Origin of the sequence: Lentzea sp. NPDC042327, from assembly GCF_040647275.1 — a bacterium.
Classification (GTDB): Bacteria; Actinomycetota; Actinomycetes; order Mycobacteriales; family Pseudonocardiaceae; genus Lentzea.
Genome location: NZ_JBEZBX010000005.1, coordinates 576,816 through 591,211 on the forward strand (window position 1 = coordinate 576,816; position 14,396 = coordinate 591,211).

Annotated in this window: 17 protein-coding genes; 4 read left to right on the plus strand and 13 right to left on the minus strand. The window is 70.6% G+C overall.

Features of this window, described 5'->3' with window-relative positions:
- Positions 1–36 precede the first annotated feature (36 nt).
- The 5 genes from AB0A63_RS16530 to gatC all read right to left on the minus strand — a co-directional run bounded on the left by AB0A63_RS16530 (position 37) and on the right by gatC (position 3,994).
- Positions 37–288 (minus strand): hypothetical protein, encoded by a 252-nt coding sequence (locus AB0A63_RS16530; RefSeq protein WP_360391274.1) that lies wholly within the window; start codon positions 286–288, stop codon positions 37–39.
- 232 nt (positions 289–520) lie between these two features.
- The gene (gene gatB / locus AB0A63_RS16535) at positions 521–2,023 is read right to left on the minus strand and encodes an Asp-tRNA(Asn)/Glu-tRNA(Gln) amidotransferase subunit GatB (RefSeq protein WP_360391276.1); all 1,503 of its coding nucleotides are present in this window, start codon (positions 2,021–2,023) and stop codon (positions 521–523) included.
- On the minus strand, positions 2,020–2,217 hold the full coding sequence (locus AB0A63_RS16540) for a hypothetical protein (RefSeq protein WP_245733102.1): 198 nt from the start codon (positions 2,215–2,217) through the stop codon (positions 2,020–2,022). Before AB0A63_RS16540 ends, gatB begins: the two co-directional genes overlap by 4 nt.
- Positions 2,214–3,698 carry an Asp-tRNA(Asn)/Glu-tRNA(Gln) amidotransferase subunit GatA gene (gene gatA / locus AB0A63_RS16545; protein WP_360391279.1) on the minus strand — a complete coding sequence of 495 codons (1,485 nt, stop codon included), beginning with the start codon at positions 3,696–3,698 and terminating at the stop codon, positions 2,214–2,216. Before gatA ends, AB0A63_RS16540 begins: the two co-directional genes overlap by 4 nt.
- On the minus strand, positions 3,695–3,994 hold the full coding sequence (gene gatC / locus AB0A63_RS16550; RefSeq protein ID WP_360391282.1) for an Asp-tRNA(Asn)/Glu-tRNA(Gln) amidotransferase subunit GatC: 300 nt from the start codon (positions 3,992–3,994) through the stop codon (positions 3,695–3,697). The genes gatA and gatC overlap by 4 nt, the downstream gene beginning before the upstream one ends.
- 218 nt (positions 3,995–4,212) lie before the next feature.
- Here gatC and AB0A63_RS16555 point away from each other — a divergent pair, with 218 nt between their 5' ends.
- Positions 4,213–4,866 carry an ACT domain-containing protein gene (locus tag AB0A63_RS16555; RefSeq protein ID WP_360391517.1) on the plus strand — a complete coding sequence of 218 codons (654 nt, stop codon included), beginning with the start codon at positions 4,213–4,215 and terminating at the stop codon, positions 4,864–4,866.
- 4 nt (positions 4,867–4,870) lie between these two features.
- On the opposite strand, the gene AB0A63_RS16560 is transcribed toward AB0A63_RS16555, so the two are convergent.
- Together AB0A63_RS16560 and AB0A63_RS16565 are read right to left on the minus strand one after the other, a co-directional pair.
- Entirely contained in the window at positions 4,871–5,560 is a 690-nt protein-coding gene (locus tag AB0A63_RS16560) for a 3-keto-5-aminohexanoate cleavage protein (protein ID WP_360391285.1), read from the minus strand.
- An 86-nt stretch (positions 5,561–5,646) separates the two neighbouring features.
- Positions 5,647–7,311: a DUF262 domain-containing protein gene (locus AB0A63_RS16565; protein ID WP_360391288.1), complete on the minus strand. Its 1,665-nt coding sequence runs from the start codon at positions 7,309–7,311 to the stop codon at positions 5,647–5,649.
- A 109-nt stretch (positions 7,312–7,420) separates the two neighbouring features.
- Between AB0A63_RS16565 and AB0A63_RS16570 the strand changes: the two genes are divergently transcribed.
- Both AB0A63_RS16570 and AB0A63_RS16575 read left to right on the plus strand, forming a co-directional pair.
- A complete protein-coding gene (locus tag AB0A63_RS16570; protein ID WP_360391291.1) occupies positions 7,421–7,645 on the plus strand; it encodes a hypothetical protein in 225 nt (74 codons plus the stop codon).
- Between the two features lie 155 nt (positions 7,646–7,800).
- Positions 7,801–8,253 (plus strand): hypothetical protein, encoded by a 453-nt coding sequence (locus AB0A63_RS16575; protein WP_360391294.1) that lies wholly within the window; start codon positions 7,801–7,803, stop codon positions 8,251–8,253.
- 16 nt (positions 8,254–8,269) lie between these two features.
- Here the strand turns inward: AB0A63_RS16575 and AB0A63_RS16580 are convergent, their stop codons facing one another.
- The 5 genes from AB0A63_RS16580 to AB0A63_RS16600 form a co-directional block, all read right to left on the minus strand.
- A complete protein-coding gene (locus tag AB0A63_RS16580) occupies positions 8,270–8,797 on the minus strand; it encodes a hypothetical protein (protein WP_360391297.1) in 528 nt (175 codons plus the stop codon).
- A gap of 63 nt (positions 8,798–8,860) precedes the next feature.
- Positions 8,861–9,358 (minus strand): GNAT family N-acetyltransferase, encoded by a 498-nt coding sequence (locus AB0A63_RS16585; RefSeq protein ID WP_360391300.1) that lies wholly within the window; start codon positions 9,356–9,358, stop codon positions 8,861–8,863.
- The gene (gene ligA, locus AB0A63_RS16590; protein WP_360391520.1) at positions 9,358–11,481 is read right to left on the minus strand and encodes an NAD-dependent DNA ligase LigA; all 2,124 of its coding nucleotides are present in this window, start codon (positions 11,479–11,481) and stop codon (positions 9,358–9,360) included. The genes AB0A63_RS16585 and ligA overlap by 1 nt, the downstream gene beginning before the upstream one ends.
- Before the next feature lie 20 nt (positions 11,482–11,501).
- On the minus strand, positions 11,502–12,155 hold the full coding sequence (locus tag AB0A63_RS16595) for a hypothetical protein (RefSeq protein WP_360391303.1): 654 nt from the start codon (positions 12,153–12,155) through the stop codon (positions 11,502–11,504).
- Between the two features lie 5 nt (positions 12,156–12,160).
- Positions 12,161–12,718, minus strand: a complete 558-nt coding sequence (locus tag AB0A63_RS16600; RefSeq protein WP_360391306.1) for a YdeI/OmpD-associated family protein — start codon at positions 12,716–12,718, stop codon at positions 12,161–12,163.
- 78 nt (positions 12,719–12,796) lie between these two features.
- Between AB0A63_RS16600 and AB0A63_RS16605 the strand changes: the two genes are divergently transcribed.
- Positions 12,797–13,276, plus strand: a complete 480-nt coding sequence (locus tag AB0A63_RS16605; RefSeq protein ID WP_360391309.1) for an N-acetyltransferase — start codon at positions 12,797–12,799, stop codon at positions 13,274–13,276.
- Here AB0A63_RS16605 and AB0A63_RS16610 read toward each other — a convergent pair.
- On the minus strand, positions 13,263–14,396 hold the full coding sequence (locus AB0A63_RS16610) for a hypothetical protein (RefSeq protein WP_360391312.1): 1,134 nt from the start codon (positions 14,394–14,396) through the stop codon (positions 13,263–13,265). The genes AB0A63_RS16605 and AB0A63_RS16610 overlap by 14 nt on opposite strands.

Here is a 14,396-nt window from a genome sequence, read left to right on the forward strand (position 1 = left end):
GCGCAGAGCCCGGTTGAAGGACAGCGCGGAGCGTGACTAGCTCGCCACTTCTTCCTTCGGAGCGTTGTCCGGGTGGTTCGGGCAGTTCGCCTCGTGCTCCACCGGGCCCTCGGTCACCAGCTTGTGGCCACCCATGACGGGCCATCCCGGAGGCGGCGGGCCGCAGCACTGCGGCACCATCGGCGGGTCTTCCACCTTCGTGGGGTTCTTGTGCTCGTCCGAACCGTCGAGCAAGTCCTTGACCTTGTCGACGATGTCGCCCAAGAACCCTTCACGCTGCGTCGTCATGAGGTTTCCCCCCTCGTTTGGACTATTACGCTCCATCCCCCCAGATGGATGCACGGAGAGAGTGGCACACACGGCTACGGGTATACGTCTCATTTAGCTAACAGCCACTCGGACGGCCTAAGATCACAAAGGGTCACCTGCACGAACAGGTGACCCTTTGTGATCTGTCCATCTATTGCGTATCTACCGAGCGCTGCCGCCCTCGTGCCGTTCTGAACGCAGCGTCACAACCTCAGCTGCACCGGGCGATGATGATCTCGCGCACGCGTGCCGCGTCGGCCTGGCCCTTGGTGGCCTTCATGACCGCGCCGACGATCGCACCGGCGGCCTGGACCTTGCCGTCGCGGATCTTCTGCGCCACGTCCGGCTGAGCCGCGAGGGCCTCGTCGACGGCCTTCTCCAGCGCCGAGTCGTCCGAGACGACCTTGAGGCCGCGCTTCTCGACGACCTCGTCCGGGGAGCCTTCGCCCTCCAGCACGCCGTTGACGGCCTCGCGGGCGAGCTTGTTGGTCAGCGCGCCCGTGTTGACCAGCTCGATCACGCGCGCCACGTCGGCGGGCGTGATGGGCAGGCCGGACAGCTCGACGCCGCGGGTGTTGGCCTGCTGCGCGAGGTAGGACACCCACCAGGAGCGGGCCTCGTCCGGCTTGGCGCCGGCGACGACGGTGGCCTCGATGAGGTCCAGCGCACCGGCGTTGACCAGGTCGCGGAGGACCTCGTCGGTGAGGTTCCAGTCCTTCTGGATGCGCGCGCGGCGCTCCCAGGGCAGCTCCGGCAGGGTGCCGCGAAGCTCCTCGACCCACTCGCGCGACGGCGCGATCGGGACCAGGTCGGGCTCCGGGAAGTAGCGGTAGTCCTCCGCCGTCTCCTTCTTGCGGCCCGGCGAGGTGCTGCCGGAGGACTCGTCGAAGTGACGGGTCTCCTGGGTCACCTCACCACCGGACGCGAGCACCGCGGCCTGGCGCGTCATCTCGAAGCGGACGGCGCGCTCGACGCTGCGCAGCGAGTTGACGTTCTTGGTCTCGGTGCGGGTGCCCAGCGCGCCGGTGGTCTTCGGCGACAGGGACACGTTCGCGTCGCAGCGCAGCGAGCCCTGGTCCATGCGGACGTCGGACACGTCGAGCGCCTTGAGCAGGTCGCGCAGCGCGGTGACGTACGCGCGGGCCACCTCGGGGGCGCGGCGGCCGGTGCCCGGGATCATCTTCGTGACGATCTCGATCAGCGGCACGCCGGCGCGGTTGTAGTCGAGCAGCGAGTGCTCGGCGCCGTGGATGCGACCGGTGGCGCCGCCGACGTGCAGCGACTTGCCGGTGTCCTCCTCCATGTGCGCGCGCTCGATCTCGACGCGGATGACCTCGCCGTCGTCGAGCGTCACGTCGAGCCAGCCGTTGAACGCGATCGGCTCGTCGTACTGCGACGTCTGGAAGTTCTTCGGCATGTCCGGGTAGAAGTAGTTCTTCCGGGCGAACCGGCACCACTCGGCGATCTCGCAGTTCAGCGCGAGGCCGATGCGCATCGCCGACTCGATCGCCTTGGCGTTCACCACCGGCAGCGCGCCCGGCAGACCGAGGCACGTCGGGCAGGTGTTGGTGTTCGGCTCGCCGCCGAAGACGTTGGCGCAGCCGCAGAACATCTTCGTGTTGGTGTGCAGCTCGACGTGCACTTCCAGGCCCAGGACGGGGTCGTACTTCTCGACGACCTCGTCGTAGTCCATCAGCTCAACGAGAGAGGTCATGCCAGCTCGTCCTTCCGCAGAGCGCGTGCCGCGAGCGCCGCACCGGTGACCGCCACGACGATGCTGGCGACCGCGTTGGCCAGCATCAGCTTGTCGTTCTTCGCACGGGCGTTGCGGAAGCCGGAGAACGCTCCCACCGCACCCGCGACGGCACCGGCGAGACCCAGCAGGCCCCTTGCCTTCTTGATGTTCACAGCGACGGCCCTCCAAACGCGCCGCGCGCCAGCTCGTACGCGGCGGCCACGCGGTACATGCGGTGGTCCTGCAACGCCGGCGCCATGAGCTGCAGACCGACCGGCAGACCGTCCTCATCGGACAGACCGCTCGGCACGCTCATCGCCGGCGTGCCCGCGAGGTTCGCGGGGATGGTGCAGAGGTCGGCCTTGTACATGGCCATCGGGTCGTCCGCGCGCTCACCGATCTTGAACGCCGTGGTCGGCGTGGTCGGGGAGATCAGGACGTCGAAGTTCTCGAACGCCTTCGCGAAGTCCTGCGTGATCAGCGTGCGGACCTTCTGCGCCGAGCCGTAGTAGGCGTCGTAGTAGCCCGACGACAGCGCGTAGGTGCCGATCATGATGCGGCGCTTGACCTCGGGGCCGAAGCCGGCCTCGCGGGTCAGCGACATGACCTCCTCGGTGCTGCGCGTGCCGTCGTCGCCGACGCGCAGGCCGTAGCGCATGGCGTCGAACCGGGCGAGGTTCGACGAGCACTCGCTCGGCGCGATGAGGTAGTAGGCGGGCAGCGCGTAGTCGAAGCTCGGGCACGACACGTCCGAGACCTCCGCGCCGAGCTCCTTGAGCTGCGACACGGCGGCCTCGAAGCTGCGCAGCACGCCCTGCTGGTAGCCCTCGCCGCTGAACTGCGTGACGACGCCGATGCGCAGGCCCGACAGGTCACCGGACAGGCCCTCGCGGGCCGCGGCGACCACCGGCGGCACCGGCGCGTTGATGGACGTGGAGTCCATGTGGTCGTAGCCGGCGATGACCTCGTGCAGCAGCGCGGCGTCGAGCACCGTGCGCGCACACGGACCGGCCTGGTCCAGCGACGACGAGAACGCGACGAGGCCGTAGCGGGACACGCCGCCGTAGGTCGGCTTCACGCCCACGGTGCCGGTGACCGCGCCGGGCTGGCGGATCGAGCCACCGGTGTCGGTACCGATCGCGAGCGGCGCCTGGAACGCGGCGAGCGACGCCGAGGAGCCACCGCCGGAACCACCGGGGATGCGGTCGAGGTCCCACGGGTTGTGCGTGGGGCCGTACGCCGAGTTCTCGGTCGACGAACCCATGGCGAACTCGTCCATGTTCGTCTTGCCGAGGATGACGACGCCGGCTTCCTTGAGCTTGCGCGTCACCGTCGCGTCGTACGGCGGCAGCCAGCCTTCGAGGATCTTCGAGCCGACCGTGGTCGGAATCCCCTCGGTGGTCATGACGTCCTTGAGCGCGAGCGGCACACCGGCGAGCGGCGAGACGGTCTTGCCCGCCTTGACGTCCTCGTCGACCTTGCGGGCCTGCGCGAGCGCGCCCTCGGTGTCGACGTGCAGGAAGGCGTTGACCTTCCCGTCGGTCTCGGCGATGCGGTCCAGGTGGGCCTGCGTGACCTCGACCGAGGAGACCTCGCCGCTGTGGATCTTCGCGGCGAGCTCGGCCGCGGTGGCGTGGATCAGGTCGTTGGTCATGCTTCCTCACCCAGGATGCGGGGCACGCGGAACCGGCCGTCCTCGGCGTCAGGAGCGCCAGAAAGCGCCTGCTGCTGACCGAGGCTCGGACGGACCACGTCCTCGCGGAAGACGTTGGTCAGCGGAACGGCGTGCGACGTCGGCGGGATGTCGGCCGTGGCGATGTCGCCCACCGTGGCCACCGACTGGAGGATCACGTCGAGCTGGCCTGCGAAGAGGTCGAGCTCTTCGTCGGTGACGGCCAGCCTGGCGAGCTTCGCCAGGTGCGCGACCTCGTCGCGGGAGATGCTGGGCACTCCTGTCAACCCCCGTAGGGTCGGGATTCGAATCGGGAACCCCGTGAGTCTATGGGCTGGTCAGCAGCGTCTTCGAACGGGTTGCCGAGCGACCGCTCAACTTAACCGTTCCGCAACGCGGACAGCAGGTCATGCGTTGAGGATGCGTCTGCGAGAATCACCGACCGGCAACGGCGCGGGACGCGGGGTCCCGCGCACGAGCTATGGAGGCGTTCACCTTGTCGTTCCTGATCCGGGTCCAGCTCCCGGACCGTCCCGGCACCCTCGGCGCGGTCGCAACGGCACTGGGGGAGATCGGGGCGGACATACTCAGCGTGGACGTCGTGGAGCGCGGCTCCGGTCTCGCGATCGACGACCTCGTGGTGGAGCTGCCGTCGGGGCGCCTGCCGGACACGCTGATCACCGCGGCCGAGTCCGTCGAGGGCGTCGAGGTCGACGCCGTGCGGCCGTACGCGGGCATCCTCGACACCCACCGCGAGCTGGAGCTCGTGGAGGAGATCGCCGAGGAGCCGCACAAGGGCCTCGAGGTCTTCACCGAGGGCGTCCCGAAGATCATCCGCGCCGGCTGGGCCGTCGTGGTCGGCCCGGAGGGCACCGGCATCAACCGGCTGACGTCGTCGTCGGCGGCGCCGGAGACCCGGATGGCGAACGTGCCGTGGTTCCCGCTGGAGCGCGCGACCGTGCTCGACGGCGAGGAGGAGTGGGTGCCGGAGACCTGGCGCGAGCTGGGCACGGAGCTGGCCGCCACGCCGCTGGGCAAGCCGGACCGGGTGCTGGTCGTCGGCCGTCCCGGTGGTCCCATGTTCCGCGCGGCCGAGGTGGCGCGCCTCGCGCACCTGGCCGGCATCGTCGCGGTCGTGCTGCCGGACTGAGCCGCTACTGCGGCGCCTTGGTCCGCAGCGTCCTCCTGGCCAGGGCGATCAGCTCGACGTTGTTCCTGGCCGGGCGCCCGTCGGGCAGCGCGAGCGTGTCCGCGAGACCCATGCGGGTGCTGTGCTCCAGCCTGCCCGCGCGGTCGAGCACCGGCCACGCCTCGTCGTCCACGCCGTGCAGCAGGATCGGCCGCTGGAGCGGTTCGAGCAGGGCCAGCAGCTCCCCGGCGTTCGCACGGGTCGCGGTGACGCGCAGCCGGGCGACCCGGTCGACGGTCGTGAGCAGCCGCGCGGCGCCCACGCCGTCGACGACCAGCTCGACGGCGACGTTGACGTTGTGCAACGCCTCCACGACCTCCTGCCAGCCCGGCCGGCCGACCCGCACCGAGGCGATGTCCGGCCGCCCGGTCGCGAGCGGCGCCCAGCTGCCGATCACCGCGGCCCGCGGCCCGTCCACGTCGGTCGACACCCCGATCTCGATGCCGGGCACCGCCGCCCTGACCGTGGCGATGGTGGTGGCCACCTCGGGCCCGACGAGCGTGAGCGCGCCGATGACGTCCCTCGGGTGGATGTGCACGGACGTGACACCGAGCGCGGCGACGTCGGCGGCGTCCTCGGCCAGGCGCTCGGGGGTCAACGGCAGGGCCGGGTGCTCCTGCGCGGTGCGGGAGCCGTTCAGACAGGCTTGCAGCACAGGTCAACGGTCCCACACAACGCCGGTCACCGCGTTGCGCCGATGGGTGCCGTCCCGGGGTGGTGCTCGCCCGGCGGAGGCACCGGTCAGAGGTCCCATCCCTCGGCGAGCGTCCGGATCAGCTCCTTCTGCCGTGCTTCCAGCACGGCGGGTGTCCATTCGGTCTGGGCGAGCACCTGGCTGGTGAGGGGAAACGCCGCCACGCCATTGTTGCTCAAGAAGTACTTCGCCTTCTTGACCTCGAAGTCGTAGTTCTGCGCCTCCGCGTTCTTCGTCCGGTTGAGCAGCACGAGGTTGGCGATCCGGTGTGTCCAGACCGCCCGGTCGTCGGCCGGGAAGTCGACGGTCCACCGCGAGTTCTCCGCAGGTCGCTGCGGCAACACGTGCTCGACCGTGATGATCGAGAAGACGTGCGTCACGCCAGAGCTGCCGGCCAGCATCTCGTCGAGCCGCAGCAACACGTACTTCCGGATCTTCGGGACCAGGTACAGCGCGCCGTCGAGCTGGCGCAGGGTTTCCCCGCGCTCGTCGTCGTCGAGGCTGAACGCGGCTGAGTGGAGCCCGTCACCCGCCGCGAGCTCCCGCAACAGGTTCGCGTACCTGATCACTCGCGGAGTGGTGTAGACCCGGCGGACGAACATGCTCGCGGCGAGCCGCTCCAGCCTGCGGAGGAAGCCGTCCAGCCAGTCGGGGTCGTCGCCGTGGTGGCGCACGGCCCAGAGAGCGGGCGGCAGCCAGTCGTTGTTGTCGATCTGTGCGAGCCGGCGGAACCACGAGTTGATCTGCTCGGCGCCGGTCGTCGCCACGTACCCGAACTCGCGGATCTGCCGGTAGGCCTCGGCGTACGGCACCAGCACGTCGTCGACGAACTCGGCGGCCCTCCCAGGCAGGTACTGGCGGAGCACCTGCTTGGGGAACTCCGTCATCAGGTCCTGCTTGGCCCGCTCCTTGGCGAAGATCATCCGCAGGTAGAGGAACAGGTCGGCGAAACTGCTCCTGCCGAGCATGACCTCGGCGTCGTCCCACTTCGTTGCGTACTCGTCGGAGTCCAACTCCCCGATGACCTTCGACTTGAAAATGTCCGCAGGAGAGAGATCGAGGCCACGGGCGTTCATCACGCTGAAGATGCGGTGTGCACTGGCCAGGTTGGGTGTGCTCACCACCACGAGGAACGTCTTGGCGCTCATCATCTTGACCAGCCGGTGGCGGGAGTCCTCGTCCATCTTGACCAGCGCCGTGCGCAACGCCCTGGCGTTGTCCCTGATCGCGCGCTGTGCGTCTGTCTTCAGGGCTTCGTCACCCAGGTCGATGAGCTCCTCGATGTGGCCGGGCTCCTGGACGTAGGTGCGGAAGAAGCCGCGGTCGCGCTTCTTGAGCTCGAGCCGAGGTTTCGCCTCGAGGCCCAGCAGCTCGTCACCCGGCTCGACGATCATCTTGTCGAGTGAAGTCTGGATGCCACCCGGCTTGGCAAGATCGCGCACCACGGCGAACAGGATCGTGAGCGTGGTGAGCCGTTGCTGCCCGTCGATCACCTCCGAGTCGGCGACGCCGTTGCTCTTCACCAGCACCGTGGACCCGAGGAAGTACGGCTCGTCGTCATCGCGTTCCACCGCTTCGACCAGGTCGTCGAGCAGCTGTCGGGCCTGCTCGACCTCCCACGCGTAGGGCCTCTGGTAGTCGGGGATCCGGAAGTCGTAGTCGCTGCCGAACACCTTGTGCAGGGGCACCTCGTGGGCTTCGAGCTGTTGCATGACCGCCACATCGCGGGGTCGGCGACCGTCGTTACGTCCTGCGGCAGCCGGCATCCGACCCCAGAACCTGCCGTGGTCGAACCCTTTCCGCAGACGGAGGTGACGGATCATGGCAATCACGGTCAACCTCGACATGCTCCTCGACAAGGCCTGCGAGAACCTGCCGCTGTCCGAGATCCTCGACGCGCCCGTCGACGCGTTGCAGGGCGTGAGCGCGGGGGACGCGGAGAAGCTGAAGGCCGCCTTCAACATCAAGACCGTGCGCGACCTGGGCACGAACAAGTACTTCCGCGCCGCCGTCACGTTGCTCGACCTGGAGACGACGGCCCGGTAGGGCTGCGGGTGGTGGGCGTCCTGGCCGCCTCGGCGAGCGTGCGGGCGGTCGCCTCGGCGGCCGTGCGCTCGCTCACCGGCCGCTCTCGGCGGGGTGGGGTGGACTGATCGCGATCATGTTGATCCTCGCTGCGGTCACCCGGTTGGATGACCCCCGTGTCGACGACCCTCACCACCGAGCTGCTGTTGCACCGCGCGGGCACCAAGTCGTACTGGCGTGGTCTGACCTACCGCGATGCCGTGCGCGCGTTGCGGGTGCACAGCAGGCACGTGACGGCGCTCGTGCGGGGCAGCGAGGACGCGCTGTACTCGGTGGAGCTGTCGTGGGCGCAGACGCACCTGGCGGGCACGTGCACCTGCCCGCACGGGTCCGAGGGGTTCTTCTGCAAGCACTGCGTGGCCGTGGGGCTGGTGCTGCTGGAGCGCGGGGAGACCGTGCCGCCGCCGGACGCGGAGGACGTGGAGCTGCGCGACCGGCTGAGATCGCTGTCGCCGGACGCGTTGCGGGAGCTGTTGTACGAGCAGGCGGCCGCGGACCTGGCGTTGCGGTCGCGGATCATGAAGGCGAAGAAGGACGTGGAGCGGGCGCCGGGTCAGCCGGTGGCGTAGCGCTTGCCGGGCACCTCTACCCCGTGCAGGTCACCGCCTGGGGTTCGGGCAGCAGGCCGCAGGCCTCGGAGTGCTCGACCGCCACGCCGGCGAGCACCCAGTCGCCGTTCTCGCGCCGCACGGTCAGGTGGTGGAGCAGGCCGTAGCCGGTGGCCGGCACGGTGCCGGGGCGGTCGAAGTGCAGCTCGCCGGCCTCCCGCACGTGCGCCACCACCAGGTCGCGGTGCTGCACGTCGAAGCGGGTCACCTCGGTCCGCACCACCGCGAACCGGTAGCGGGTGCGCCGGTGCGACCACGAGGTGCGCGCGGCCGCCAGCTCCTCCTCGTGCGTGCGCAGCTCGGCGGCCAGCGCCGGGGTGAGCGGGACGCCGAATCCGGGTGTCTGCGGGCCGGTCGTCACCTTCCGGGCGCGGTTCTCCAGGTAGCGCTGGGCCAGCGCGGCGATCCCGTCCCGGTCGTGGCCGGGCAGCTCCAGCGGGGTGGCCGAGGCGGCGGTGGCCAGGGTCGTCAGCGCGGCCAGTGCGAGCAGCGGTGCGGCTCTCATCGTTCGCGAACCCCCATTCGCGGTCGGCACCGGTGGACGCGTGCCCGGGGCACCGGGTTGTGCTCAGAGCGGCAGGACGTAGGCGAGGAGCTTCAGGCCCGGCAACGGGGACCAGTCGCGGTCCGGCAGCCGGGTGAACCCGAGCCGCTCGTACAGGCGGTGCGCCGCCCGCATCTTCTCCGACGACGACAGCACCACCCGCTCGGCGCCCAGGGTGCGGGCGCGGTCCAGCACCGCCCGCACCAGGGCCTCGCCCACACCGCGGCCGCGCGCCGCGGCGGCCACGGACAGCATGCGGAACTCGGTCTCGCCCGGTTCGGAGATCTCCGCGAACGGGCTGCCGGGCAGCACCACGGTGACCGAGCCCAGCACCTCGCCGCCGGAGGGGTCCACCGCGACCAGCAGCTCGGCGTCGCGGGACCGGGCCGCCGCGTCGGCGAGGTGCGCGACGTAGTCGTCGCCCTCGTCGACGAAGCCGTCGGCCTGGTAGGCCTCGACGGTGAGCGCGCCCACGACGGGCAGGTCGGCCGCGGTGGCCGGGCGGATGAGCAGCTGGGTCATCAAGCCTCCTCTTCGGGGTTGACGGCGACCTCCCGCGCGGCGTCGGGTCCGGAGTCGAGCAGCACCCGGAAACCGGACTCGTCGAGCACCGGCACCTTCAGGGAGACGGCCTTGTCGTACTTCGATCCTGGCGAGTCGCCGACCACGACGAAAGAGGTCTTCTTCGACACCGACCCGGCCGCCTTGCCGCCGCGGGCGAGGATCGCCTCCTTCGCCGAGTCGCGGGAGAACTCCGCCAGCGACCCGGTGACCACGATGGACAGCCCCTCCAGGTTGCGGGCGATGGACTCGTCGCGCTCGTCCTCCATCCGCACGCCCGCGGCCGCCCAGCGGCGCACGACCTCCTGGCGCCACCCGGTCTCCCGCCACTCCACGACGGCGGCGGCGATGGTCGGGCCCACGCCCTCGGCGCCGGCCAGCACCTCCTCGTCCGCGGCGACGATCGCGGCCATCGACCCGAACTCCTGCGCCAGCGCGCGGGCCGCGGTCGGGCCGACGTGGCGGATCGACAGCGCGACCAGCACCCTCCACAGCGGACGCGACTTCGCCGCCTCCAGGTTGTCGAGCAGCTTCACCGCGTTCGCGGACAGCTCGCCCTTGACCGTGACGAACCGCTCGACCTGCCGCAGCGACTCGGCGTCGAGGTCGAACAGGTCGGCCTCGTTGGTGTAGGCGGTCGACTCGGTGATCGCCGCGGCGGCCTCGTACCCGAGCACCTCGACGTCGAGCGCCGCGCGGGAGGCGAGGTGGGCGAGCCGTTCGCGCAGCTGGCCGGGGCACGTCCGGGCGTTGGGACAGCGGATGTCGACGTCGCCCTCCTTCATCGGGCGCAGCTCGGCGTTGCACTCGGGGCAGCGGGCCGGCATCACGAACTCGCGCGCGTCGGCGGGGCGCGCGGCCAGCACCGGGCCGAGCACCTCCGGGATCACGTCGCCGGCCTTGCGGATGACGATCCGGTCGCCGATCAGCACGCCCTTGCGCTTGACCTCCGACGCGTTGTGCAGCGTGGCGCGCGCGACCGTCGAGCCGGCCACCTTCACCGGTTCCATCACCGCGAACGGCGTGACGCGGCCGGTGCGCCCGACCTGGACCTGGATGTCCAGCAGCGTCGTCGTGGCCTCCTCCGGCGGGTACTTGTACGCGATCGCCCACCGCGGGGCCCGTGACGTGGTGCCCAGGCGGCGTTGCAGCGCGACCTCGTCGACCTTCACCACCACGCCGTCGATCTCGTGGACCGCGTCGTGCCGGTGCTCGCCCCAGTGCTCGACGTGCTCGGCCACCTGCGCCGGGTCGGTCAGGACCCTGGTGTGCGGGGAGACCGGCAGGCCCCACGCCCCCAGCGCCTCGTAGGCGAGCGACTGCCGGTCGGCCGAGAAGCCCTCGGTCTTGCCGATGCCGTGGCAGATCATCCGCAGCCGGCGCGACGCGGTGACCTTGGGGTCCTTCTGCCGCAACGACCCCGCCGCGGTGTTGCGCGGGTTCGCGAACGGCGGCTTGCCCTGCTCGACCAGCGCGGCGTTGAGCGCCAGGAAGTCCTCGACCGCGAAGAACACCTCGCCGCGGACCTCCACCAGGTCCGGCACCGGGTACTCGTCCGTGCCCCGCAGGGTCTGCGGCACGTCCGCGATGGTGCGGACGTTCAGCGTGACGTCTTCACCGGTGCGGCCGTCGCCCCTCGTCAGCGCGCGGGTGAGCCTGCCCTTCTCGTAGAGCAGGTTGATCGCGAGGCCGTCGATCTTCAGCTCGCACAGGAAGTGCGTGCCCGCGCCCGTCTCCCGCTCGACGCGCTTGAACCACTCGGCCAGCTCGTCCTGCGCGAACACGTTGTCCAGGCTGAGCATCCGCTCCAGGTGGTCGACCGCGCGGAACTCCGTGGAGAACGTGCCGCCGACCCGCTGCGTGGGCGAGTCAGGAGTGGCCAGACCGGGGTGCTCGGCTTCGAGCGCCTCCAGCTCCTTCAGCAGCGCGTCGAACTCACCGTCGGTGACGATCGGGTCGTCCAGCACGTAGTAGCGGAACTGGTGCGAGCGCACCTCTTCCGCGAGCACGGCGTGCCGTTCGCGGATCTCGGCCGGAACGTCTTCAAGGCTCTCGCTGGTCACGTCCGCAAGCTTAGTGACCAGGTCCGACAATTCCGGAGGGCTCAGCCGCCGGACGCACCGGCGAGTGTCCGGACGAGTGAACGCAGCTCCAGCAGGCTGATCGTGCCCTCCGGTTCCAGCTGGGCCGTCTCGACGCGGCGCAGCCGCTCCCCCGCCAGCCGCTCGCCGAGAGTGACGTCCAGCGGCAGGAACGTCATCGTCTGCCGCTGGTGGTCGGAGAGGTCCTTCAGCGCCGGGTGGTACACGGCGACGTCGACGACCTCGCCGTCGACCTGCGCCACGATCCGGAAGTCGCCGAGCCGCATCCGCACCTCACCGAGGTTGACCACGACCTCGGTCGGGTCGGGCACCGGCGGCACCGAGTCGTGGAACTCCCACACCATGTCCGAGGGCGGCGCGGCGGCGATCCACGCGTCGGTGTACGGGCGCAGCCGCGGGTCCTCCTGGCCGGTGACCACCAGCGCGTACATCGCCAGGTGGCCCTGTTCGAGGCTGAACACGAGGTCCGGGTGCAGTCCCTCGACCAGCGCGCGCAGGTCGTCCTCGACGCGGTGCGGTTCGCCGTCGCCCAGCGCCGCGCTCACCACCGGCACCAGCTCGAACCACTGCTCCCAGAACCGCTGGGCGGCCTCCCCGGCGTTCGGCAGGTGGGCTGGCGCGACCTCTTCGGCCTTGCGACGGCGGAACCACTTCATGATTCTCAAGCGTAGAGCTTGCGCCCCTCGGCCAGCATGCCGACGAACTGCGCGATGCGGCGCTGCCGGGTCTCCTGCCGCTTGGCGTCGTGCACGCGCAGCAGGATCGCGTACCGGTTCTGGCTGTTGAGGGTCTCGAAGAACGCGGCGGCCTCCGGGTTGGCGTCGAGCGCCGCCCTGAGGTCGGCCGGCACCTCGATCGTCGCGGGTCCCGCGTAGGCGGCCTCCCAGCGGCCGTCCGCCTTGGCCTTCTCGACCTCGGCCAGCCCGGCCGGCAGCATCCGCCCTGCTGCGACGAGCTCCTCGACCTTGCCGCAGTTGCGCTTGGACCACTTGCTGCGCGGCTTGCGCGGTGTCCAGCGCTGCGAGTAGTACGTGTCGTCGACCGACCGCACCAGCCCGTCGATCCACCCGTGGCACAGCGCGACGTCCAGCGCCTCGTCGTAGGTGATCGTCCGCAGCCCGGACCCCTTCTTGGCGTACTTGATCCACAACTCGGTCTCGGTGGCGCCGTTGTCGTGCAGCCACCGGTCGAACTCGTCCGGACCTCCGAAGATGATCAACGCACCCTCCCCTCGGCACTCCCCGCGTCCCCGAATTATGAGTGGCGTCGCGCGCGTTGTCCGGACAAAGTGCGCGTCATGCTGATCCGCCGGGAAACGCCCGCAGACATCGACGCCATCCGCGACGTCACGAACCTCGCGTTCAAGAACGGCCCCGAGGCACCGCTGATCGACTGGTTGCGCGCCGACCCCGGCTGGATACCGGAGCTGTCGCTGGTCGCGGACGGCGTGCTCGGTCACGTCGTGTGCACCCGCGGGTACGTCGGCGACACGCCCGCGCTCGGGCTGGGGCCGATCGCGGTGCACCCGGACCACCAGCGTTCCGGCATCGGGAAGGCGTTGGTGCACGCGGTGCTCGGGGCTGCGGAGGCCCGCGGTGAGAAGGCCGTGATCTTGCTCGGCGATCCGCGCTACTACTCGCGGTTCGGCTTCCGGCCGGCCGCGGAGTTCGGCATCACGCCGCCGGTCGCCGAGTGGGCGCCGCACTTCCAGGCCCGGTTGTTCGCGCCGGTGGAGCCGGGTCCGTTCCGGTACGCGGAGCCGTTCAACCGACTTTGACCACGGTCCCGTCGGCCTTGCGCGCGTAGACCGCACCGTCGGGCAGCGCGGCCACGGTGTCGATGAAACGGCCGTCGCCCAACGGTTCCCACGTGGGTCCGAGGCGGTGCACGCGGCCGTCGAGCAGCGTGTGGGCGGCGATCGTCCCGTCCGGACGGAGCACGACCTCGGGGCTGCCGGTGAGCCCGCCGGCGATCTCCCGCCACACGCCGGCCGTGTGCGCCATCAACGCGCCGCCGGACCGCACGTACACCGTGACGGACCCGTCCGGGTGCACGACCGCCGACGGCTTGCCCGCCGCGAACCCGGCCGCGCTCAACGGAATCGATCCCGCCTGGCCCCCCTCCGGGGGGTCGGAAGCCCCCACTCCCATCGTCGCAGGGAGGTCTGACAGTTTCGCGACGCTGCCGTCGGCCAGGACCGCGAACACCGCCACCGAACCGTCGGGGAGCAGCACGGCTTCGGGGTCGCCCGCCACGCCGGACGCGAGCGGGCGCCAGGTGCCGTTCAGCACCATGACCTCGCCGCGGACCGTGCGCGCGTAGACCAGCTTCCCGGCCACCGAAGGGCGCCCGACGAAGTCCGCGGTCGTGCTCAGCTGCTGCGGCCCCGCCCAGACGTCGCCGTCGTCGACCACGTACACGACGTCGGTCACCTCGGGCCCGCCCTGCCACGCCTGCCGCAGCATCGAGGTGGCCCGGTCCACCGCCAGGTCGTAGCGCTCCGGGCAGCACGACCGCTGCACCGCGTCGGCCAGCAACCCCGGCGTGAGGTCCGGCCGGTCCAGCCGCACGGCGGCCTCGAAGAACCGCGTCGCTGCGTAGGTGACGTCCATGATCTGCTCGGGCGTGCCCCAGCCCATCGAGGGGCGCTGCTGGAACACGCCCAGTGAGTCGGCGTCACCGCAGTCGAGGTTGTGCATGTGCGACTCGACCCAGCCGGCCTCGAAGCCCGCGAGCATCACCTTGTCGCTGACCCGCAGCGCGAGACCGGCCGCGTGCACCTCGCGGACGACCTCCGGGTCGTGCACCGCGGGCACCCTGCACTCGGTGTTCAACGGCAGTGCGTGAGCGGGAACGCCCACGAGGAGCAGCACGACGACCAGCGCGAGCCTGAGCAC